Annotated in this window: 16 protein-coding genes, 1 tRNA gene and 1 pseudogene; 7 read left to right on the plus strand and 11 right to left on the minus strand. The window is 67.3% G+C overall.

Translation table 11 applies throughout. The features are described from left to right. Positions 1 to 45 precede the first annotated feature (45 nt). The 5 genes from ASG72_RS07235 to ASG72_RS07255 form a co-directional block, all read right to left on the minus strand. Entirely contained in the window at positions 46 to 735 is a 690-nt protein-coding gene (locus tag ASG72_RS07235; RefSeq protein WP_056710582.1) for an OmpW family protein, read from the minus strand. A 167-nt stretch (positions 736 to 902) separates the two neighbouring features. Continuing rightward, positions 903 to 2,516, minus strand: a complete 1,614-nt coding sequence (locus tag ASG72_RS07240; RefSeq protein WP_056710584.1) for a peptide chain release factor 3 — start codon at positions 2,514 to 2,516, stop codon at positions 903 to 905. Positions 2,517 to 2,591: 75 nt separating this feature from the next. Beyond that, positions 2,592 to 3,353: an ABC transporter permease gene (locus tag ASG72_RS07245; protein WP_056711026.1), complete on the minus strand. Its 762-nt coding sequence runs from the start codon at positions 3,351 to 3,353 to the stop codon at positions 2,592 to 2,594. 11 nt (positions 3,354 to 3,364) lie between these two features. Next, positions 3,365 to 4,291, minus strand: coding sequence for an ABC transporter ATP-binding protein (locus tag ASG72_RS07250; RefSeq protein ID WP_056711029.1), 927 nt, complete (start codon positions 4,289 to 4,291; stop codon positions 3,365 to 3,367). 299 nt (positions 4,292 to 4,590) lie between these two features. Then, the gene (locus ASG72_RS07255) at positions 4,591 to 5,247 is read right to left on the minus strand and encodes a hypothetical protein (RefSeq protein WP_056710586.1); all 657 of its coding nucleotides are present in this window, start codon (positions 5,245 to 5,247) and stop codon (positions 4,591 to 4,593) included. Positions 5,248 to 5,422: 175 nt separating this feature from the next. Here ASG72_RS07255 and ASG72_RS07260 point away from each other — a divergent pair, with 175 nt between their 5' ends. Beyond that, positions 5,423 to 6,715 carry a DUF3422 domain-containing protein gene (locus ASG72_RS07260; RefSeq protein WP_056710588.1) on the plus strand — a complete coding sequence of 431 codons (1,293 nt, stop codon included), beginning with the start codon at positions 5,423 to 5,425 and terminating at the stop codon, positions 6,713 to 6,715. Between the two features lie 118 nt (positions 6,716 to 6,833). Here ASG72_RS07260 and rpmB read toward each other — a convergent pair whose 3' ends face one another. Next, a complete protein-coding gene (rpmB, locus tag ASG72_RS07265; RefSeq protein WP_056710590.1) occupies positions 6,834 to 7,121 on the minus strand; it encodes a 50S ribosomal protein L28 in 288 nt (95 codons plus the stop codon). A 285-nt stretch (positions 7,122 to 7,406) separates the two neighbouring features. Here rpmB and ASG72_RS07270 point away from each other — a divergent pair. The 5 genes from ASG72_RS07270 (at position 7,407) to ASG72_RS07290 (ending at position 14,805) form a co-directional block, all read left to right on the plus strand. After that, positions 7,407 to 7,491 (plus strand) — tRNA-Leu (locus tag ASG72_RS07270). After that, on the plus strand, positions 7,462 to 8,244 hold the full coding sequence (locus ASG72_RS07275; protein ID WP_156395845.1) for a CGNR zinc finger domain-containing protein: 783 nt from the start codon (positions 7,462 to 7,464) through the stop codon (positions 8,242 to 8,244). Before ASG72_RS07270 ends, ASG72_RS07275 begins: the two co-directional genes overlap by 30 nt. 160 nt (positions 8,245 to 8,404) lie before the next feature. Further along, the gene (locus ASG72_RS07280; RefSeq protein WP_156395846.1) at positions 8,405 to 8,890 is read left to right on the plus strand and encodes a Pycsar system effector family protein; all 486 of its coding nucleotides are present in this window, start codon (positions 8,405 to 8,407) and stop codon (positions 8,888 to 8,890) included. A 147-nt stretch (positions 8,891 to 9,037) separates the two neighbouring features. After that, a complete protein-coding gene (locus ASG72_RS07285) occupies positions 9,038 to 12,766 on the plus strand; it encodes a FecR domain-containing protein (protein ID WP_162246204.1) in 3,729 nt (1,242 codons plus the stop codon). Continuing rightward, complete coding sequence (locus ASG72_RS07290) at positions 12,766 to 14,805, plus strand: CHASE2 domain-containing protein (RefSeq protein ID WP_056710597.1); 2,040 nt, start codon at positions 12,766 to 12,768, stop codon at positions 14,803 to 14,805. The genes ASG72_RS07285 and ASG72_RS07290 overlap by 1 nt, the downstream gene beginning before the upstream one ends. 123 nt (positions 14,806 to 14,928) lie before the next feature. Here the strand turns inward: ASG72_RS07290 and ASG72_RS07295 are convergent, their stop codons facing one another. Next, a complete protein-coding gene (locus ASG72_RS07295; protein ID WP_056711031.1) occupies positions 14,929 to 15,840 on the minus strand; it encodes an NAD(P)-dependent oxidoreductase in 912 nt (303 codons plus the stop codon). 125 nt (positions 15,841 to 15,965) lie between these two features. On the opposite strand from ASG72_RS07295, the gene ASG72_RS07300 reads away from it, so the two are divergent. Then, positions 15,966 to 17,045 carry a LacI family DNA-binding transcriptional regulator gene (locus tag ASG72_RS07300; RefSeq protein WP_082540165.1) on the plus strand — a complete coding sequence of 360 codons (1,080 nt, stop codon included), beginning with the start codon at positions 15,966 to 15,968 and terminating at the stop codon, positions 17,043 to 17,045. Positions 17,046 to 17,053: 8 nt separating this feature from the next. On the opposite strand, the pseudogene ASG72_RS07305 reads toward ASG72_RS07300, so the two are convergent. The 4 genes and pseudogenes from ASG72_RS07305 to ASG72_RS07320 form a co-directional block, all read right to left on the minus strand. Further along, a pseudogene (locus ASG72_RS07305) lies at positions 17,054 to 17,965 on the minus strand (NAD(P)-dependent oxidoreductase); the annotation flags it as partial. Between the two features lie 45 nt (positions 17,966 to 18,010). Next, positions 18,011 to 18,856, minus strand: coding sequence for a carbohydrate ABC transporter permease (locus ASG72_RS07310; protein WP_244488744.1), 846 nt, complete (start codon positions 18,854 to 18,856; stop codon positions 18,011 to 18,013). A gap of 64 nt (positions 18,857 to 18,920) precedes the next feature. Then, on the minus strand, positions 18,921 to 19,877 hold the full coding sequence (locus ASG72_RS07315) for a sugar ABC transporter permease (RefSeq protein WP_056710603.1): 957 nt from the start codon (positions 19,875 to 19,877) through the stop codon (positions 18,921 to 18,923). Between the two features lie 87 nt (positions 19,878 to 19,964). Then, a complete protein-coding gene (locus ASG72_RS07320; protein ID WP_056710605.1) occupies positions 19,965 to 21,272 on the minus strand; it encodes an extracellular solute-binding protein in 1,308 nt (435 codons plus the stop codon). Between the last annotated feature and the right edge of the window lie 78 nt (positions 21,273 to 21,350).

Here is a 21,350-nt window from a genome sequence, read left to right on the forward strand (position 1 = left end):
GGCGGGACCTGCGGCCCCGCCCTTCGAGTTCGCCTCGGGAGAGGATCAGAATTTATAGGTAACGCCGGCGCCGAACAGCCAGGGATCGATCTTGACCTTGCCGGTCACCAGACCGGCATTCACCTTCACCTTGGGCTCGAGGAAGATCTTCTTCACGTCGAAATTGATGCCCCAATGCTGGTCGATCATGTAATCGAAGCCGGCCTGCAGCGCGAAGCCGAAGCTGTCCTTCAGATCGAAGGAGGTGAAGCCGCCCTTGGCCTTCTCGTTGAAGAACACGGTGTAGTTCACGCCGACGCCGACATAGGGCTTGAAGGCGCCGAGCTCGGTGAAGTGATATTGCAGCATCAGTGTCGGCGGCAGCAGCCAGGCCGAACCGATGCGCGCCCCGGCCAGCGCGCCCGCACCCTTCACATTATGCGGGGTGACGCCGAGGATCAGCTCGACGGCGATGTTCTTCGTGAAGAAATAGCTGATGTCGAGTTCCGGCACGACCGAGGTCGAGATGCTGACATCCGCGCCGGGCACGCGCACACCGCCGATATTCAGCTTGGCGCTCTCCTGCGGCATCACGACGAGCGCGCGCCCGCGGACCATCCAGGGGCTGAACTGCGTGATTACGGGCGCCAGCGGCGCGCCCTTGCGGGCAGGAAGATCGCTGGCCTGGGCGGCCCCGAGCGCCGTCGATGCCAGGAGGGCGGCGGTCAAGCCCGCACGAACGAAACGATGTGTCATGGAAGTCCCCAGCTGCTGAGCCGGCGACGCCTGTTCCGGCGCGCGCCGTCGCTCCGGGCACAGAAAGCGCCTTTCGCCGCGGGCCGGATTTGATCTCGGTCAATTTCTCCTGACGCTGGAAATCGAAGTCGAGCCACTGTTGCCGCAACGCAACATGACCTAGGGTCTCAGCCCTTCGCGACCTTCTGGTAATCCTTCACATCTGAAAAAACGACTTCAGGCGCACGTTCCGCATCGTATTTCAGCGTGAACTGCGACGACGCCATGAAGACCGGATCACCATCCAGATCATCCGCCATCGCCGACGGCTTCAGCCCGACGAATTTCTGAAGCGCGGCCTTGTCATCCGAGGAGACCCAGCGCGCGATCGCGAATTGGCAGGGCTCGAAATCCACCGGCAGCGAATATTCCGCTTCCATCCGCTCCTTCAGCACGTCGAGCTGCAGCGCGCCGACCACGCCGACGATCGCCGGCGCGCCATCATGCGGCAGGAAGAGCTGCACGACGCCCTCCTCGGCCATCTGCTGCAGCGCCTCGCGCAGCTTCTTCGCCTTCATCGCGTCCTTCAGCTTGACGCGGCGCAGGATTTCCGGCGCGAAGCTCGGCACGCCCTTGAAGACGATGTCCTCGCCCTCGGTCAGCGTGTCGCCGATGCGCAGCGTGCCGTGATTGGGCAGGCCGACGATATCCCCGGCGAAGGCCTCCTCCGCGATCGAGCGGTCGCGCGCGAAGAAAAATTGCGGCGCGTTCAGCGGCATCGGCTTGGAGGTCCGCACCAGCTTCGCCTTCATGCCGCGGGTCAGCTTGCCGGAACAGACCCGCATGAAGGCGATGCGGTCCCGGTGGTTGGGGTCCATATTCGCCTGGATCTTGAAGACGAAGCCGGTCATTTTCGGCTCGTCGGCCGCGACAGGGCGCTTGTCGGCCACCTGGGCCCGCGGGCTGGGCGCCAGCGCACCGAGCGCGTCGATCAGGTCGCGCACGCCATAATCGCGCAGCGCCGCGCCGAAATAGAGCGGCGTCAGATGGCCCTCGCGGAAGGATTCGAGGTCGAAGGGCTTCAGCCCCTCGCTCGCCAGGAAGACCTCCTCGCGCCAGGTCTCGGCGGCGCCATGCGGCAGCAGCTGGTCGAAGAGCGGATCGTCGGGGCCGGACACCGCCTCGTCCTGCGCGCTCTCGTCGCCCTTCTGGTTGCGGCGGAAGGTGTTGGCCTTGAGATCGTATGTGCCGACGAATTCGCGGCCGCGCCCGACCGGCCAGGTCATCGGCGCGACATCGAGCGCCAGCGTGGTCTCGATTTCGTTGATCAGGTCGAACGGGTCGCGCGTCTCGCGATCGACCTTGTTGATGAAGGTGACGATCGGGATGTCGCGCAGCCGGCAGACCTCGAAGAGCTTTTTGGTCCGGGCCTCGATGCCCTTGGCGGCATCGATCACCATCACCGCCGAATCGACCGCCGTCAGCGTCCGATAAGTGTCTTCCGAGAAGTCCTCATGGCCCGGAGTATCGAGCAGGTTGAAGACGTGCCCGCCATATTCGAAGGTCATCACCGAGGTGACGACCGAGATGCCGCGCTGGCGCTCGATCTTCATCCAATCGGACGAGGTCTGGCGCCGGCCGGCCTTGGCGCGGACTTCGCCGGCGAGCTGGATCGCGCCGCCGAAATACAGCAGCTTCTCGGTCAGCGTGGTCTTGCCCGCGTCCGGATGGGAGATGATCGCGAAGGTGCGGCGGCGCGCATGCTGCTGCGCGATGGCGTCGGTGGTGGTGAGATCGGTCATGGCGCGTGTGAAGCAGGATGGCGGCGCCGAAGTCAATCGAACCCTCGCCCCCGGCCCTCCCGCCCCTGATCCGGATCAGCTCTTCAGACGGTAGCCGGTGCGGAAGATCCAGCCGATCGCCGCGACGCAGGCGGCCAGGAACACCAGCGTCATGCCCAGGCTGATGCCGAGCGACACATCGGCGACGCCGTAGAAGCTCCAGCGGAAGCCGCTGATGAGATAGACGACCGGGTTGAACAAGGTCACCGTCCGCCAGAAGGGCGGGAGCATGTCGATCGAGTAGAAGGAGCCGCCGAGAAAGGCGAGCGGGGTCACGATCAGCAAGGGCACCACCTGCAGCCGCTCGAACCCATCGGCCCAGATGCCGATGATGAAGCCGAACAGGCTGAAGGTCGTCGCCGTCAGCACCAGGAACAGCACCATCCAGACGGGATGCGCGATCTGCATCGGCACGAACAGCGTCGCCGTCAGCAGGATGATCAGCCCGAGCAGGATCGATTTCGAGGCCGCCGCCCCGACATAGGCGATCACCGCCTCCCACCAGGCGACGGGCGCCGAGAGCAGCTCGTAGATCGTGCCGGTGAATTTCGGGAAATAGATCGCGAAGGAGGCGTTGGCGATGCTCTGCGTCAGCAGCGACAGCATGATCAGCCCGGGCACGATGAAGGCGCCATAGGGCACGCCGTCGATCGCCTGCATGCGCGGGCCGATCGCCGCGCCGAACACCACGAAATACAGCGAGGTCGAGAGCACCGGCGAGACGATGCTCTGCAGCGGCGTGCGCCAGGTCCGCGCCATCTCGAACAGATAGATCGCCCTGATGGCGTGCCAGTTGATGCCGAGCGCGCTCATGAACCGGTCCTCACCAGGCTGACGAAAATATCCTCGAGCGAACTCTGGCTCGTCCTGAGGTCACGGAAACGGATGCCGGCGCCGGCGAGTTCCTGCAGCAGCGGCGTGATGCCGGTCCGCTCGGCCTTGGTGTCGTAGCTGTAGACGAGCTCCATCCCATCGCCCGCCAGCGCGAGGTCGTAGGCCGCGAGCTCCGGCGGCACGGCGGCGAGCGGGGCCAGCAGCGACAGGGTCAGCTGCTTGCGGCCGAGCTTGCGCATCAGCTCCGCCTTGTCCTCGACCAGGATGATCTCGCCCTTGCTGATCACCCCGACGCGATCGGCCATCTCCTCGGCCTCCTCGATGTAATGGGTGGTCAGGATGATGGTAACGCCGTCGTCCCTGAGCCGGCTCACCAATTTCCACATATCCTGGCGCAGCTCGACATCGACGCCGGCGGTCGGCTCGTCGAGGAACAGGATCTCCGGCTCGTGCGACAGGGCCTTTGCGATCAGCACGCGCCGTTTCATCCCGCCCGAGAGCCGCCTGATCTGCGTGTCGCGCTTGTCCCAAAGCGAGAGATCCTTCAGCACCCGCTCGATCAGCGCCGGATTCCTGGGCTTGCCGAACAGGCCGCGGCTGAAGGAGACGGTGCTCCACACCGTCTCGAAGGCGTCGGTGGTCAGCTCCTGCGGCACCAGCCCGATCTTCGAGCGCGCGGCGCGATAGTCGCGGCTGATGTCATGGCCATCGGCCAGCACGGTGCCGGCGCTCGCATTCACCAGTCCGCAGATGATGCTGATCAAGGTCGTCTTGCCCGCCCCGTTGGGGCCGAGCAGCGCGAAGATCTCGCCGCGCCGGATGGTGAGGTTGACACCCTTCAGCGCGCTGAAACCGGTGGCATAGGTTTTCGACAGGTCGGAGACGGTGATGATCGGATGCATCGAGGCCATATGGTGCAGATTCGCGTGGGGCGCCAGTCGCGCGCCGTTACAAGCATGGAGCCGCGCGGGCTTCTGTCAGCAGTCTCGGCGAGCCCGCAACGCAAAATGGCCGGGACGAAGCCCGGCCATCCGCCATCATGCGGATCCTGCGATCAGCGCATGAAGAACCAGAGAAGAATGATGATCGGAATCGGCACGCCAAGGAGCCAGAGAGCGATCGAACGCATGGTGCAACCCCCGTTTCAGCAGTTTGATGCTGCGAAAACGCAAGCCTGGCGCGAAAGGTTCCGGCTCCGCGGCTAGGCACCGGGTACCGCGTCGACGGGCCCGCCGGCGCTGGGATGCCAGAGCGGGCGGTAGCCCTCCGCCAGCGCGGCCAGCGAGGCCGGCGGAGTCAGCACCGCCACCGTCCCGGCGGGCCGCGCCACGCGCTCCCGGTAGCCCGCGGGCGACCAGACCCACGCCTGCTCGCCGCGCAGCGCCAGGAAGCGCGCCCCCTCGCTCATCTCGCCTTCGACGATCATCGCGCCGTCGGGCAGCGCCTCGGCCGCCAGCCGATGCAGCCGCTTGCGCCGCCCCTCGCGACGCTGCCCGTCCAGCAGGCGGTCGATCTCGGGAAACAGCGGCATCTCCGCCAGGCCGAGCCCGCGGACCAGCGCCGCGCGATAGGCCAGCGCATCGCCGCGGCGGCACTCCATGCAGGGGCGATGGCCGGCCGCCAGCGCCGTCACCTCGTCGCAGAAGAACAGCTCGGTATAGAATCGGCCCCAGACCTGCCGTCTGCGCTCCTTGAAGGACAGCACGCAGCAGATCCATTGCCGGCTGGCGAAGAGGCGGGTCGGCGGCGAGCGGCTGGCCGGATCATGGAAACGCCCGCCGCGATTGCCGAACAGCAGTCCCCGCGCCGGATCGGCGATCAATGTGGCGTCGGGCCGGACACGGTTGGGCAGCGGCATGGAGCGCCTCGTCGCGCGGTGCGGGCCACCAGCCTTACGCCCTCGCGCGCCAGGCGGCGACAGCATTGCGCGATGCGTCGATTGCGGCAATCCAGCCGCTGGTCCCGTCGCCGCGATTGTAGCAAGCTGCCGCGGGGGCCGGCGGCTTGCGGCCCGGCCGGCGGGGGCGACGGGCATGGATCTGACTGGGCAGGGCGAGAGCGCCGGGTTGGTCGCGCATCCCGAACGGGGCGCCGTCCTCGGCGAGGTCCACGCCAGGCCCTTCGCGCCGCTGGAAACGCCGCGGCGGCTCCTGCACTTCGCCTTCCTCACCGATTCGCGCCAGGCCGCGGCCGATCGCACGGCTCTGGCCCGGTTCTGCACCGATCGTGGCGTGCCACCCCCGCAGGAGGGCGCCAAGCATCACCGTGCCCGCTTCGGCGAGACCAGCCTGCGCTGGGAGCAGCATAGCGAGTTCACCACCTATAGCTGGGAGCTGCCCGGAACCACGACGCCCTTCCTGCCGCCGACCGGAGCGCTGCCGCACGGCATGCGCGCCCTGCCCCAGCCCGGCCCGCATCTGGTCTCCGCGGATCTGCATCTGCTGCCGCAGCAGCCCGGCCTCGATCTCGAGGCGCTGTTCGATGCCGCGAGCCTCGCCGCCTCGCAGGTCGACAATGCCGGCGCCGTCGCGGCCACGGATTTCCGGGCCGGCGCCGATGGGTTCGTGCGCATCCTGGTGCTGGATGGCGGTCTGACGCCGGCCCGCGCCGGGGCCCTGGCGCAACGCCTGCTCGAGATCGAGACCTATCGTCTCCTGGCCCTTCTCGGCCTGCCGGAATCGCAGCGCCTCGCGCCCTCCGTGCGCGAAACCGAGGAGACCCTGGTGCAGATCGCCGGGACGATGACCACCAAGGCCGGGCTCGCCGCCGATCACGCTCTGCTCGACGAGATGACGGCGCTGGCGGCCAAGCTCGAATCGGAGGCGGCCTCGGCGAATTACCGGTTCGGGGCGAGCCGGGCCTATGACACCATCGTCCAGCAGCGGCTGCTGGCGATCGGCGAACAGCAGCATGATGGCTGGCCGACGATCTCCGCCTTCCTGGCGCGACGCATGGCGCCGGCGATGCGGACCTGCCAGATGCTGCAGGACCGCCAGGGCGACCTCGCCACCAAGCTGGCCCGCGCCGCCAATCTGCTGCGCACGCGCGTCGACGTCGCGCTGGAACAGCAGAACCGCGATCTGCTCGCCGCGATGAACGAGCGCACGCGGCTGCAGCTGCGGCTGCAGCAGACGGTGGAGGGGCTGTCGGTCGCCGCCATCGCCTATTACGTCGTCAGCCTGTTCGGCTATCTCGCCAAGGGCGCAAAGGATTCCGGATGGTTGCCGATCGATCCCGGCCTGGCGACGGCGCTGTTCGTGCCGCTCGCGCTGCTCGGGGTCTGGCTGGCCGTCAGGCGCATCCGCCGCGGCCATGGCGAGGGCTAGCCGCGCGCGGGGCCGGGAGATCAAGGCCGGCGGCGACCGGCCGCCCAACGACAAAAAGCGGCCCTGGGGCCGCTTCTCGGAGGCGAATGGCGCAGGCCATCCGCGGCAGCGTCGCCGCTCAGTTGGTGGCGAGCTTCTTCTCGATGTCGCGCTTCAGCGTCAGCGCGCCGGTCGACAGATCGGCGGCCGGAGCCTTGATCAGGAAGGCGTCGAGGCCGCCGCGATGATCGACCGTGCGCAAGGCGTTGGCCGAGATGCGCAGGCGCACCGCGCGGCCGAGCGCATCGGACTGCAGGGTCACATTGACGAGGTTCGGCCGGAAGACGGTCTTCGTCTTGCGGTTCGAGTGGCTGACGAGGTGGCCGGTCAGGGTGGCTTTCCCAGTCAGTTCGCAACGGCGGGCCATGGTATCGTTCCTTGCGTCCAACCGGTTCGCTCAAACAAAAATGCCGACACGCGACGTGCCGGACATGAGCACCGGAAGTCAAATTGAAGTCGCGGTTCCATAGCCAAGGCGGAAGCCTGCGTCAAGGAGATGTCGCGCCGATGACGCCTGTCCCGCCGCTCGCGATCGCCGGCCCCGGCACCGGCCGAGACCGCCGCCCTCCCCGCCTGGCCCCCCGCCGTCGCGCCGGGCCGATCCTGTTGACCGGGCAAGGCCGATCGCTATAGTTCGCCGCGCCCGCAAGGGGCCCCTGTGGCGGAATTGGTAGACGCGCTCGACTCAAAATCGAGTTCCGCAAGGAGTGCTGGTTCGATTCCGGCCAGGGGCACCACTACATTTCAGCCATATCAGCATCTCCCGGCAAGATGGGCCCTTCGCCCCTCATGCCCCGGCCAGCGGCATCGCGCCGCTTGAACGAACCATCGAACCGGCTATAGATGGTTACATGATTCAGCGTGACCCCGATTTCCCCAGTCGCGCCCTGCGTCTGCCGCTGATTGCCGGCGAGCTGTCGTTCGATTTCGCGAACAGCATCGCCGATCGGGGCGGCTCCCAGCATGACGACTACATGCCGGAAGCGCGGGACATCGTGGTCTGGGCGCATCTCGCAAAACTGCTCGGTGACGCCGATCGGGATTGGGCGCTGGCGGCGATCGCGCAGGACGATGCTCTCGCCTCCCGCCTGCGTGCGGAGGCGCATCGGCTTCGGGACGCCGTCTACGCAATCGGCGTGGCGCTGGCGGCGGGCGAGACGCCGCGCGAGGAGGATCGCGCTGCGCTCGCCGCCATTCATGCCCAGTGCCTCGGCCGGGCGCGGCTATCCCCGGCCGTGGAGGGATTTGCCTGGAATTGGGATCCCCGGCTCGATCTCGTCGCGGCGGTGCTCGGACCGATCGCGCTCTCGGCGCTGGCGCTCCTGACCCAGCAGGATCTCGCCAGGGTCAAGCGCTGCGAGGGCGATCATTGCGGCTGGCTGATCTACGACGCGACCAAGAACCGCCGACGCCGCTGGTGCGAGATGGAGACCTGCGGCAACCGCGCCAAGATACGCGCCTTCCGGGCCCGAAAGATCGAAGCCAAGTGAGTGCGGCGAGCCCGCAGCCGCATCGGGCCGAACATCTCGCGAGGGTTCGGGCGATGATCGCGGTTTTTCCAGTGCCGGATGCCGCGGCTCTGCAGCTCCCGCTTGCAACCGGAGTCGCGTTGAAGCAATTGCGATGTGTCGAGGGGCGAGCGAGATGACGATGGCTGAGGACTGGGTCAGAGAGCGGGCCGAGAAGTCGCTTTCGCAGATGATCGACTGGATCGGTCGTCATGATAGCCGCAGCGCCGGGCTGATGGGCATTACCGTCGCGATGATGGGCGCGCTCTCGGCCGCGACACCGTCGGTGAAGCAATGGAGCGGCATCTTCGTCGTCGCGCTGAGCATCACCGCCATCGGCTTCGGCATCGTGCTCTACCAGCTGATGCGCGGGCAAATCCCCCGCATCCGGGCCGGAAACCCCTCGCTATCCTTCTTCGGCAGCGTTGCGAGCATGCCTCAGGACGAATTCCGCGCCCGTTTCGTCAAGATGACCGAGCAGGAATATCTCGATGACGTGCTGAACCAATGCTACGTCAATGCACGCATTCTCCGCTCCAAATTCCGGTGCCTCAAGCGCGGGCTGACCGCGCTGCTGCTGACCGCGATTCCGTGGGCCTGGGCGATTTCGCTCGCCAAATCGCTCTGACCACCGAAACCATCGATCCCCGGTTGTGTGACTTTAACGACACAGCCAGACGCGCGAACATGTCATATGACTAAGTAACCGCCATACGGGATTTAGGCGGTTTTGTTATGGCCTGTTCGAGGGGCTTCGATGGTCGTGCGTCGCATCATGTGTCAGGGATTGGCGGGGCTCCTGGCCTTCGCCGGAGCCGAGGCTTTCGCACAGGAGCCGGTTCCGCGTGAAGCGCCCCGCGCGGGCGGGATCGTCGCCGCCAAGGGCGGCGAGGAACTGCAGTTCCCGCGCGAGCCCGGCTGGCGCCCCGCGATCGTGCGTCAGGACGTGGTCGGCGGCGACACCTTGCGCACCGGCGAGATCGGCACGCTCGGCATCACCTTCACCGACCAGACGACGATCCGCGTCGGCCGTCAGTCGACCCTCGTCGTCAACCAGATCGCGGCCGCCTCCGGCAGCGGCAATACCGAGCTGACATTGCCGACCGGCAATATCTGGGCGCGCGCCTCGCGCGGCGGCACGGGCGTCACCGTCAAGACGCCGGCGGCTTCGGCCGCGATCCGCGGCACCGACTGGTCGCTTTCGGTCCAGGGCGATCGCACCTCGATCATCGTGATGGAAGGCGTCGTCGAATTCGCGAACCCGCAAGGCTCGGTGACCGTCCGCCAGGGCGAAGGCGCCTCGGCGCGCATCGGCGAGCGGCCCACCAAGATCGTGCTCGTGCGCTCCGACGATCGCGAGCAGATGCTGTTCTACATGGAGTTGCGCGGCCTGTTCCGGGGCCTGCCGGCGACTCCTCTCGACGGGCCCGCCCGGCGCGATGCGCGCACGCGCCTGGCCGCGATCCCGGTCTCCGCCCGGACCACCGCGGATTGGGTCGCCATCGCCGAGAACGGTTTTGGTCACGATCCGCTCGCGGTGGTGCTCCAGGCCGTCGCGGAGGCGCGTCGGCGTCTCGGCCAGAAGCCCGCCTTCCTGCCGAGCCCCGGCGACGACTGGACCGCGGGACGAAGCGGCGAGCGTCGCCGAGGCGATCATACCAGTCTCAGCGCCCGGCTCGATCTGGTCGAGGCCATGCTCGCCGGCTCGGCCAAGCGCTACAAGGAGGCGGCGATCCTGTTCGCCCGCGCGGCGCGCGGCACCAGCGGGCGCCAGCGGGTGACGGCACAATGCGGCTATTTCGCTGCCGCGACCCTGGCCGAGCCCAAGCGCGTGCTGGCGATGCCGAAGCCGGGCGGAGCCGATCAGAACGTCTGCACGGCCTATGTCACCGGCTTCAGCAAGGGTCTGCCGGAGGCCGAGACGATCCTGCGCCGGACGGAGAAGGCGGCGCCGCACCATCTTCTCTCGTCGCTGCTCTCCGCCCAGGTCTCTCTGCTGTTGGATCGTCGCGACGAGATGCGCAGCACGATCGAGCGGATGCGCGCGACCGATCCGGACAGTCCCGAGACGCTGCTGGCCTCCGGCTATCTCCGGAGCGCGATCGACAGCGATCTCGACGGCGCGGTCGCCGATTTCACCCGCGGAACCGAGATCGCTCCCGGCGATGCGTCGATGTGGAACGGGCTCGGCCTCGCCCAGAGCGGGCGCGACGCGAATGTCGAGGCCGAGGCGGCGTTCCGGCGCGGCATCGAGGCCGATCCCGACGATCCGGTGAGCTATGCCAACCTCGCCATCCTGCTGCTCGATCAGAGCCGCGTCGAGGAGGCCGGCGCGCTGATCGACAAGGCGCTGGCGCTCGATCCCTCGCTCTATGTCGGCTACACCGCGAAGGGCCGCTACTACCTCCAGAAGGGGGACATGGCCAAGGCGATGGAGTTCATGCTCGCCGGCAGCGCGGCCAACCCGGCCTCGGCGCAGGGGCTGCTGGGCACCGCGATCGTGCAATATCAATCCGGAGACATCGAAGGCGCCGCCCAGGCCTTCGACAATGCCGACCGCCTCGACAAGAACGATCCCGCCACGTCGATCGCGCGCACCGCCATCGCCGTCGACCAGCTCGACGCGGACGCCGCCATCGGCAATGCCCGCGAGGCCGTGCGACGCTACCGCAACCGCGGCGGCTATTTCGCGGCTCTGGCCTCGACCCGGACCGGCGGCTCCTATCTCGGCCAGGCCTATCGGCTGCTCGGGCTGGAGGATTGGGGGCGCTATTACACCGACCGCGTCGCCGACCCCTTCACCGCGACGAGCTATTTCGACCAGGCGATCGCCCGTCGGGCGCGGCCGTTCTTCGCGCGGCCGACCCTCGACCAGGTCGAGGGCAACGACTTCGCCGACACTGCCGGCAATCTGGTCATCCAGGGTCTGCTCCTCGATCCGCTGGCCGCCTCGGGGCGCATCGGCCGCATCGACCTGCTGCGCCGGCCCTTCATCGACGTGGAATTCGGTGGCTCGCTGATCCGCCGCAACGGTCGCAATGGCTGGCAGAACGACGTCTCGGTCCAGGCTTTCAGCAACACGCCGGTCCCCACCGCCATCTCGCTGTCGGCGAGCCAGACGCGCACCAGCGACAGGTCGGGCGGCCGTGCCGGCGGCGAGACCGAGCGCACCGCCAGCGCCTTCATCGGCATCGCCCCCAATGCGGCCGAGCGCTTCCTGCTCTGGGGCACGGCCTCATCCGCGGAACCCGATCTGCTGACGCCGGCGATCAACCTCTTCGATGCCGATCGGAACAAGGTGAAATCCTACCAGGCCGGCGCAGGCTGGAGCCACAGCTTCGGCTACCGCAATGTGCTGACCGGCGCGCTCGTCGCGACCCGCGCCGACCAGAGCCAGCGCCGCGCCGAAATCGTGGGCCTGCTCGACCCGTTCGTCGGCCTGTTTCCCTCGACCTTCGACACGCGCCAGCGCCGCGACGTGAAGGTCGACGCGGTCACCGCCGCGGTCAGCCACATGCTCGGCTATGGCGATTTCACCCTGCGCACGGGCGTCGAGGCACAGCGCGGGCGCACGCGCGGCTTCTCGTCCCTGTCGGAGACCCTGTCGATCCCCGGCATCCCGCTGACGCTGAATAACGAGACCTATGATCCCATCCGCTCGACCTTCGATGCCGGGCGCATCTACGCGAATCTGATGTGGCAGCCTTCGGACAAGGTCCAGATCGAGGGCGGCGCGCAGGGTCTGAGCTACGACACCAGCACCGGCGCGCGGAAGGACTATGTCGATATGCGGATCGGCATCGGCCTGTCGCCGCTGGAAGGCCAATGGCTGCGTGCCTCATGGCGGCGCGACACCGAATTGCCCAATGGCTTCACCCTGTCGCCGATCACGACCGTCGGGCTCTTGCCGAATACGCTGCCGCTGCAGCTCGGCGGCCGCAAGGAGACGACCGCTCTGCGCTGGGACGCCGAATGGACCCCGCACATCTTCACGGCCGTCGAATATCAGAGCCAGCGCGGCCGCGATCTGCGCGTCGGCATTCCCGACACGCTCGATGATTTCGACATCTCCCGGGCCCGGATCGACTACGTCACCGCCACCGCCAATCTCTGGCTGACGCATGGCGTCGGCGTCTTCGGCACGGTCGGCATGGCGGATTCGAAGACCCGAGATGCCTCGGGCATCGAGGTGGACGTTCCCTATGTGCCGCGGCGCTTCGCCCGTGCCGGCCTGACCTTCGTGCATCCGAGCCGCGTCAAATTCTCGATCATCGAGAATTATATCGGCGAGCGTTACGATGCGCCGGGTGGCGTCAAGCTCGACCCGCTCTGGACGACGGACTTGACCGCCAGCTACGAGACGCTGGATCGTCGCCTGCTTCTCGGCCTGTCGCTGCTCAACGCCTTCGACAAGCGCTATGAGCAGGTCGGAGCGCGCGTCGGCAGCGAGGCGGTACTGGGCGCCGGGCGCACGATCGCGGGCTCGCTCAAGGTCCGCTTCTGATGGAGCGAGCGGCATCGGCTCGGCAACGGGCCACGGCCACTCTGCTCGACCGCTATCGCCGCCTGCGAGAGAGCCTCAGGCATCGTCCGCGCCTGCGCAACATCCTGCTGGCGGCCCTGGTCTCCCTGCTGATCGTGCCGCTTCACGGCCGGGCCGGCATCCGCATCGTCGAGGCGCGCGCCTTCGACATGCTGTCGACCCTGAGCCCGCTCCGCCCCGCCGAGCCCGGCGCGATCATCGTCGCGATCGACGAACCCTCCTTCGCCGAACTCAGCGAGCGCTGGCCCTGGTCGCGCGCGACCCATGCGCGGCTGGTGGACAGCCTGAAAGCGGCCGGCGCCAAGGTGATCGGGCTGGATATCGTGTTCGCCGAGCCATCGAGCGAGGAGGCGGATTCGGCGTTGGCCGCGGCGCTGGGGCCCGGCTCCGTGCTGGCGGCCGACCGCGAGGTCATCGCCATGGATCACGGGACGCAGATCTCGCGTGTCGGGCCGCTGCCGGATCTGCTCCGCAACGGCGCGAGCTTCGGCGTGACCTCGGTCGACCTCGACAGCGACGGGGTGCTGCGGCGCATGCCCGCCGCGGCGGATAGTTTTGCCGAGGCCTTGCTGGTGGCGCGGGGCGCGGCTCTGCCGTCATTGCCGCCCCGGCCGCTGGTCCAGTTTTCGGGCGGTGCCCGCAGCTACCCGACCGTCTCCTATTATCAGGCGCTCGACCCCGGGGCCTTCCTGCCGCCGGGCATCTTCAAGGACAGGACCGTCCTGGTCGGCCTCAGCCTGAAAGCCGCTCCGGCCACCGATAGCGGCGCGACGGATGCGTTCGAGACGCCCTTCACGATCAAGACCGGCACGCTCACCGCCGGCGTCGAGGTCCATGCCACGCTCATGGACAATCTGCTCAACGGGCTGTGGATCACGCCGGCCTCGCTGAGCGCGATCGCCCTGGCCGTGATCGCCTGCGCCCTGCTCGGCTGCGGCACGGGCTCGGCCGCGATGTCGTGGCGCACGGGCGTGGCCGCGGCGCTGAGCCTGGCGATCATCCTGCTGGGCAGCTTCGTCCTGCTGCGGTTCGGGCGCGTCTGGCTGCCGCCGGTCACTCCGGCCCTGGCCGCGATCGCCGGCTTCGGTGCGCGCTTCGGCCTGGATTACGCCCGCGAGCGCAGGCTTCGCGCCGCGGTGTCGGAGGCGTTTTCGCGCTATGTCACGCCGGCGCTCGTCGCCGAGCTCGCACGAAATCCGGATTCGCTGAAACTCGGAGGCGAGCGGCGCGAGCTCAGCATCCTGTTCTGCGACGTGCGCGGCTTCACCAGCCTGTCGGAGCAGCTCAAGGACGATCCGATCCGCCTGACCAGCATCATCAACCGCCTGCTCGACGCGCTGTCGGAGCAGGTGCTGGAGGCGCGCGGCACGATCGACAAATATATGGGCGACTGCGTGATGGCCTTCTGGAATGCGCCTTTGCCGGAGCCCGATCATGCCGGTGCCGCGGTCGCCGCCGCGCTGCAGATGTCGAAGGCCGTGGAGCGCCTCAACGGCGAGCTCCAGGCCGAGGATTCCGCCCTGCCGCCTTTGGCCGTCGGCGTCGGCGTCAACACGGGCAGCTGCGTCGTCGGCAATATCGGCTCGCGCTGGCGCTATGATTATTCGGTGCTCGGGGATGCCGTGAACCTTGCCTCTCGGCTGGAAGGCCTGACCAAGGATTATGGCGTCAAGCTGATCATCGGCGAGAGCACGGCCCGCGCCATCCAGCACGCCTGCTTCGTCGTCGAACTGGACCGGATCGCGGTGCGCGGCCGCAGCGAGGCGACCCCGATCTTCACCGTGCTGGGCCACGCCGGCGAACGCGATACGCCGGCCGGCAAGGCCCTTCTCTCGGCGCAGTCGCGCTTTCGCGACGCTTCGCTTCGCGGCTGCCTGGCCGATTGCATGGTGGCGCTGGACGAGATCGGCTCGGCATGGCTCCCCTTGCGCGGCTACGCTGCGAAGATGCGTGCCCTGCAGGAGCGAAGAGCCGCCGATACCGACGATCCGAAGCTCTGACAGGCTCCTCAGCGACATCCTCGGCCGTCATTTCACGGCAGAACGCCGACCCCCTCCGGACGCGGCGATCATCGGCACGCGACGTCCGGACGGCGCCCCAGGCGGGGCCGAGGCCCCGCCGCTTCAGCCCGTCTTGCCGAGCGAGACGCCGCTGCGCTCGGCGATGAAATCCGAGATCATCGGCACGTAATCCTCGCCCTTGCCCGCCGCGACGGCGGAGGCGAAGCTGTTCTTGACCGCATTGCCGACGGGGTTCGGCACGCCGGCGGCATTGGCGACGCTTTCGAGATAGCGGACATCCTTCAGCGCGTTGACCAGCGTGAATTTATGGGCGTTGCGGTCGCGCTCCAGCACATATTGCATGAAGGTCTGGTAGAAGCCGCAATCCATCCGGCTGCCGCGGATGACGCTGTCGAAGGTCTGCGGCGTGATCCCGATCTTCTGCGCCAGGGTCAGCGCCTCGGCATAGATCGCGGCATAGCCCATCGACAGGAAGTTGTTGAGCAGCTTCATCTTGTGGCCGTCGCCGACCGGGCCGAGATGCACCACCTTCTGGGCCCAGGCCTCGCAGGCCGGCTTGATCCGCGCGAAGACCTCGGGGCTCGCGCCGATCATCGCCGAGAGCTGGCCGAGCGCGGCTTGCGCCGGGGTGCCGCCCAGCGGCGCATCGGCGAGATGCAGCCCCTTCGCCTCCAGTTCGGCCGCGATCCGGACCGTGGAGCCGGGGTCGGAGGTCGAGCAATCGACCACCACCGTCCCGGGCTTCGCCCCGGCGATGATGCCGTCCGGGCCGTTCACCACCTCCTCGACCTGGGCCGAGCCGGTCACGCACAGGAAGATGATCGTCGATTGGGCGGCGAGCTCGCGCGGGGTTTTCGCCTCTCTCGCCCCCGCCGCCACGAGCTCCTCGACCGGCTTGCGGTTGCGATGGCCCATCACGGTCAGCGGAAACCCCTTGTCGACGAGGTTGCGGGCCATGCCCTGCCCCATCAGCCCGACGCCGATGAAGCCGACTGCTTCTTTGGTAGTGCTCATCTTCAAATTCTCCGTTTTCTATGAGAGGAGGGTTCTGCGATGGTGAATGATGTATGTCAGTGACGGATGGGCCGGCCCGGAACAGGTTGCATGGTCTAGATCCCGCTTCTGGAGGAAGCGTCGAGATGACCGATGACGCCCAGCCGGCCGCGGCGGATCTGCCAGACGTTCCGGCCTCCGCGCCGCTCGGGCGCGGCCGGGTCACACTGCAGATCATCGCCCAGCATCTCGCCGTATCCACGGCCACCGTCTCGCTCGCTCTGCGCGGCTCCCCGCTCGTCGCCGAGGCGACCCGCAGCCGCGTCCAGTCCATCGCCCGGCAGATGGGCTACAGCTATAATCGCAGCGCCGCCTCCCTTCGCACCGACCGCACCAACATTCTGGCCGTCGGCTTCCACGACATCACCAACCCCTATTTCGCCGAGCTGCTGGCGGCGATCGAGGAGACCGCCACCGGCCATGGCAGGTCGATCCTGCTCGGCACCTATGCCGAGAATCTCGACCGGCAGGACCGGGTTCTGACCACGCTGAAGGAATACCGGCCGGACGGCATGATCCTCTGCCCCGCCGCCGGCAGCGTCGCCGCGGATTTCGCGCATCTGCTCGAGGCCGGACTGCCCATCGTCCAGCTCTCGCGCGAGATCCCGGGGCTGGCGCTGGATTTCGTCGGCTCCGACGATCGCCATGGCGCCGTGCTGGCGATGGAGCATCTGCTCGGCCTCGGGCACCGGCGCATCGCTTTTCTCGGCGAGAGCCAGCGCATCTCCACCGGCCGCAACCGCTTCACCGGCTATTGCGAGACCCTGGCGCGCCACGGCCTGCCGCTCGACCGCGCCATCGTGCATTCCGCCCAGGGCACCCGCGAAAACGGCCTGAAGGGCATTCAGGCGGTGCTGGCGGCGGCCGATCCGCCGAGCGCCGCGATCTGTTTCAACGATCTCACCGCCTTCGGCGCCATGCTCGGCCTGCGTCATTGCGGGCTGGAAGCCGGCGTGGATTTCTCGCTGGTCGGCTGCGACGACGTTCAGGAAGCGGCGCAATGGTACCCCGCTCTGACGACGATCAAGAATTTCCAGGACGAGATGGGCCGGAAATCGGCTGAATTCCTGCTTGAGCGGATCGCCGATCCCAATGCGCAGCCGCGCCGCCTGATCCTGACGCCGGAACTGGTGGTGCGCGGCAGCACCGCTCCGTTCCGCGGCTGACGGCGCGCTCACGGGTCATTCGCGGGCGGCGCTGCGTTGAGCGCGCGATAGGCCCTCACCACCTGCGAATCGTCGCGCGCGCCATGGCCCAGCCCCGAGGCGGCCAGGAACATCTGGTGGGCCGCGGCCGCCAGTGGCAGCGCCGCGCGCGCGGCCCGGCCGGCATCCATGACGATGCCGAGATCCTTCACGAAGATATCGACCGCGCTGGCCACCGGCGGCTCCGCCTCGTGCATGCGCGGGCCGCGATCCCGCAGCATCCATGAGGAGGCGGCCGAGCCGCCCATGATCTCGAACAGCACGCGCCCGTCGATGCCGGCCTTCTCGGCCAGCGAGAGCGCCTCCGCCGCGGCGGCGATATGCACGCCGCAGAGCAGCTGGTTGACGGTCTTCACCGTCGCGCCCTGGCCCGGTCGCTCGCCGACATGGAAGACCTTGTCGCCCATCGCGTCCAGCACCGGCCTGGCCAAGGCGAAGCTCGCCTGCGGCGCACCGACCATGATCGTCAGCGTCGCGTTGCGCGCTCCGACCACCCCGCCCGAGACCGGGGAATCGACGAAATGCCGGCCCGATGCCGTGACCTCGGCCGCGATCGCCTCGACCTCGCCAGGCGCGCAGGTCGCCATCAGCATCACCACCGCGCCCGGGGCCAGCGCCTGCAGCGCCCCCGCTTCGAACAGCACCGAGCGGGCCTGCGCCGCGTTGACCACCATCAGCACCAGCGCCTGCGCGCCGGCCGCCGCGGCGGCGGCGCTCTCGGCCGCATGCCCGCCGCCCGCGGCCAGCGCCTCACGCGCGGCCGCGCGCATGTCGAAGCCGGTCACGCGGAATTGCCGCTTCACCAGATTCTCGGCCATGGGCGCCCCCATGGCGCCAAGGCCGATAAAGGCGACGGTTTGAGCAGTCATGGGGTATCCTCGGTCGGCCTTGTCGAAACGGCGGCGATCAGGCCGCCGCCGGAGGGCTCACTCCTTCACCGCGCCCGTCATGGCGGAGACGTAATGCTCCACGAAGAAGGCGTAGAGGATGACGAGCGGCAGCGAGCCGGCCAGGGCGCCGGCCATCAGCGAACCCCAGCGATAAATGTCGCCATCGACGAACTCGTTCACGATCGCCACCGGCACCGTCTTGTGCTGGGTCGAGGACAGGAAGGTGAGCGCGTAGATGAACTCGTTCCAGCACAGGGTGAAGCAGAAGATGAAGGCCGAGATCAGGCCCGGAATGGCGAGCGGCAGGATGATCTTGGTCAGGATCTGCCAGCGGCTCGCCCCGTCGATCAGAGCGCATTCCTCGAGCTCGAAGGGGATCGTCTTGAAATACCCCATCAGCAGCCAGGTCGAGAACGGGATCAGGATCGTCGGATAGGTCAGGATCAGCGCCATCGGCGAGTCGAACAGGCCGTATTGGAACACCACCGTCGAGAGCGGGATGAACAGGATCGAGGGCGGCACGAGATAGGCCAGGAAGATCAGCCCGCCCACCCATTGCGCGCCCTTGTAGCGCAGCCTCACGATCGCATAGGCGGCGAAAACGCTGGAGATGATCGACAGCGTCGTGGCGCACATCGCCACGAACATCGTGTTCCAGAGCCAGCGCGGATACTGGGTCTCGAAGAGCAGCTTGTAGAAGTGCTTGAAGGTCGGGTCCCAGGTCCAGAGCGGGTTGTACTTGTTGAGATCGAGCAGTTGCTCGTCCGGTTTGATCGCCGTCAGCGCCATCCAGTAGAAGGGGAACAGCAGCACTAAGCAGATGATGCCGAGCGGCAGATACAGCGTCACCATCCGCCGCGGCAGCGAGTCGAGATAGCTCATGCCCTCGCTGGCGTCGCTGCGGCCCGAACGGCCGCCCGGATCGACGATGCGCCCTGCGGTCTGGTCAGTCATTGTCGCCTCCCTGCTGCCATCTGCGGCGCTGCAGGCCGAACCAGGAGATCATGATCGCGGCGAACAGGAACGGGATCATCGCGGTGGAGATCGCGGCGCCTTCGCCGAGATTGCCGCCGAGAATGGCGCGCTGATAGGACAAGGTCGCCATCAGATGCGTCGCGTTCACCGGCCCGCCCCGGGTCAGAACCCAGATCAGCTGGAAATCGGTGAAGGTGAACAGCACCGAGAAGGTCATCACCACCGCGATGATCGGGGTCAGCAGCGGATAGGTGATGAAGCGGAAGCGCTGCCAGCTCGAGGCGCCGTCGATCGTCGCGGCCTCGTAGAGCGAGGGCGACACGGTCTGCAGCCCGGCGAGCAGCGTGATCGCGATGAAGGGGATGCCGCGCCAGACATTGGCGAAGATCACCGACCAGCGGGCGTTCCAGACATCGCCGAGGAAGTTGATGTTGCCGTCGATCAGCCCGGTCTCGCGCAGGGCCCAGGACACGATCGAGAAATTGCTGTCGTAGATCCACCAGAAGGCGATGGCCGAGAGCACGGTCGGCACGATGAAGGGGATCAGCACCAGCGCGCGGATCATCGCCTTGAACGGCATGCGCTCGTTCAGCAGCAAGGCGAGATAGAGCCCGACGGCGAATTTCACCACGCTGGCGACGATCGTGTAGAACAGCGTGTTGAAGACGACGAGCCAGAAATTGCTGTCGTCCATCAGCCATTCGTAATTCTCAAGCCCGACGAAGGCGCCGGTGCGGCCGATCCTCGCATCGGTGAAGGAGAGCCAGACCCCGAGCACCAGCGGATAGGCCAGGAACAGGATGAGGAAGGCCATGGCCGGCACCATGAACCAGAAGCCCAGCCAGTTGCGGTTGACCTTCAGCCGGTCCCAGGCAGTGATCTCGCGTGGCGCTGCTTTCGCGCCCGGCGCGACGGCGATATCGGCCATGATGTCCTCGCGCGGGTCGGAGCGGACAGGGGGGTGCGGGCGGCGCGGGTCGCGCCGCCCGGTTCGGTTCGCAGGCTGCGGACGGGCCTAGCGGTAGATCCGCGTCAGCTGGCGTTCGGCGATCCGCATCGCGTTCTTGGCATCCTCGCGGCCGGTGCAGAAGGCGGCGAACATGTCGAGCAGGACGAAATCGGCGATCGCCGCCGCCGCCTTCTCGCCCACCGAGCCCTGCCCGCCGGCCGTCAGCGAGCGCTTGGCGACGTCGCGATAGACGGTGCGCTTGGGATCGGCCGTCCAGACCGGGTTGGCGTCATAGGCGTTGAGGCAATGGGTGAGGTAGCCGCGCGCCGACTCGATCCAGGGATTGAAGTTCTGGGCCTCGAGCATGAAGGCGATCAGCGCCTTGCAGGCCTGCGGGTATTTGGTGTGGTTCATCGCCAGGACAGGGTACATCAGGTGCAGTTCGGTCGGCTTGCCGACCGGGCCCACCGGCATGTAGGCGTGGTTCATGTCCTCGGCGATCTCCTTCTTGGTCGGGTCGTTATTGGCCGCGACATAGATCGAGATGCCGTTGTTGGTCCAGGAGATCTCGTTGGCGAGGAAGGCCTTGTTGTTGAAGGAATCGTTCCAGGCGACGGTGCCCGGCACCATGTTCTCGTACAGCGCCTTGGCGTAGTTCAGCGCCTTCTCGGTCTCCGGCGAGGAGATCGTCACCTTGTCGTTCTTGTCGACATGGTTGCCGCCGAAGGCCCAGAGGCACCAGTAGATCCAGCCATTGCCGTCGCCCGAGGCATGGCCGAGCGCGAAGCCGCCGGGATTGCCGTTCTTCTTGGTGGCCTTGGCGTATTCGAGGAATTCGTCGGTCGTCTTCGGGAATTCCGAGAAGCCCGCCTTCTTCATATGCGAGACGCGGTAGTTCATCAGATTGCCGCTGTAGCAGACGGGAACCGCGATCCACTTGTTGCCGCTCTTGCCGTATTGCTGCGCGCTCTCGACCCAGCCGCCATATTTCTTGCCGAGATAATCCGCGACATCCGTCACATCGACGCATTTCTGCGGGAACAGATGCGGCAGCGAATAGAGGCCCCAGAACAGATCCGGGCCGGCGCCGGTATTGGCGGCGACGGAGGCCTTGGGCTGCACGTCCTCATAGGATTCGCGGCTGATGTCGACCTTGACGCCGGTGGCGGCCGTGAAGGCCTCGATCAGCTTGACGAAGGCGTCGTCCTCGGACTGGACGAAGTACTTCCAGCGCAGCATGGAGAGCTTGGCGCCGGCCTCGGGCTTCCATGGCGCGGTCTGCGCCCAGGCCTTGGCGAAGTCGAGCAGGCCCGTGCCGGCGCCGAGGCCGAGCGCCGCGCCGCCCTTGATGAGCGATCTGCGATCGAAATTCATGCTTTTGTCCTCCCTGGATTGCCCGGCGGCTCTTGCTGGCCGCCTTGACCGGATTATCCGGTTTTTCCGCGGGTCGGC

Source organism: Allobosea sp. Leaf344 (assembly GCF_001426225.1).
GTDB lineage: Bacteria > Pseudomonadota > Alphaproteobacteria > Rhizobiales > Beijerinckiaceae > Allobosea.

Excerpts from the sequence above, each read along its gene's own strand:
- ASG72_RS07235 (WP_056710582.1), bottom strand. The coding sequence starts at position 735 with ATGACACATCGTTTCGTTCGTGCGGGCTTGACCGCCGCCCTCCTGGCA.
- ASG72_RS07240 (WP_056710584.1), bottom strand. The coding sequence starts at position 2,516 with ATGACCGATCTCACCACCACCGACGCCATCGCGCAGCAGCATGCGCGC.
- ASG72_RS07250 (WP_056711029.1), bottom strand. The coding sequence starts at position 4,291 with ATGCATCCGATCATCACCGTCTCCGACCTGTCGAAAACCTATGCCACC.
- ASG72_RS07255 (WP_056710586.1), bottom strand. The coding sequence starts at position 5,247 with ATGCCGCTGCCCAACCGTGTCCGGCCCGACGCCACATTGATCGCCGAT.
- ASG72_RS07260 (WP_056710588.1), top strand. The coding sequence starts at position 5,423 with ATGGATCTGACTGGGCAGGGCGAGAGCGCCGGGTTGGTCGCGCATCCC.
- rpmB (WP_056710590.1), bottom strand. The coding sequence starts at position 7,121 with ATGGCCCGCCGTTGCGAACTGACTGGGAAAGCCACCCTGACCGGCCAC.
- ASG72_RS07280 (WP_156395846.1), top strand. The coding sequence starts at position 8,405 with ATGGCTGAGGACTGGGTCAGAGAGCGGGCCGAGAAGTCGCTTTCGCAG.
- ASG72_RS07285 (WP_162246204.1), top strand. The coding sequence starts at position 9,038 with ATGTGTCAGGGATTGGCGGGGCTCCTGGCCTTCGCCGGAGCCGAGGCT.
- ASG72_RS07290 (WP_056710597.1), top strand. The coding sequence starts at position 12,766 with ATGGAGCGAGCGGCATCGGCTCGGCAACGGGCCACGGCCACTCTGCTC.
- ASG72_RS07295 (WP_056711031.1), bottom strand. The coding sequence starts at position 15,840 with ATGAGCACTACCAAAGAAGCAGTCGGCTTCATCGGCGTCGGGCTGATG.
- ASG72_RS07300 (WP_082540165.1), top strand. The coding sequence starts at position 15,966 with ATGACCGATGACGCCCAGCCGGCCGCGGCGGATCTGCCAGACGTTCCG.
- ASG72_RS07310 (WP_244488744.1), bottom strand. The coding sequence starts at position 18,856 with ATGAGCTATCTCGACTCGCTGCCGCGGCGGATGGTGACGCTGTATCTG.
- ASG72_RS07315 (WP_056710603.1), bottom strand. The coding sequence starts at position 19,877 with ATGGCCGATATCGCCGTCGCGCCGGGCGCGAAAGCAGCGCCACGCGAG.
- ASG72_RS07320 (WP_056710605.1), bottom strand. The coding sequence starts at position 21,272 with ATGAATTTCGATCGCAGATCGCTCATCAAGGGCGGCGCGGCGCTCGGC.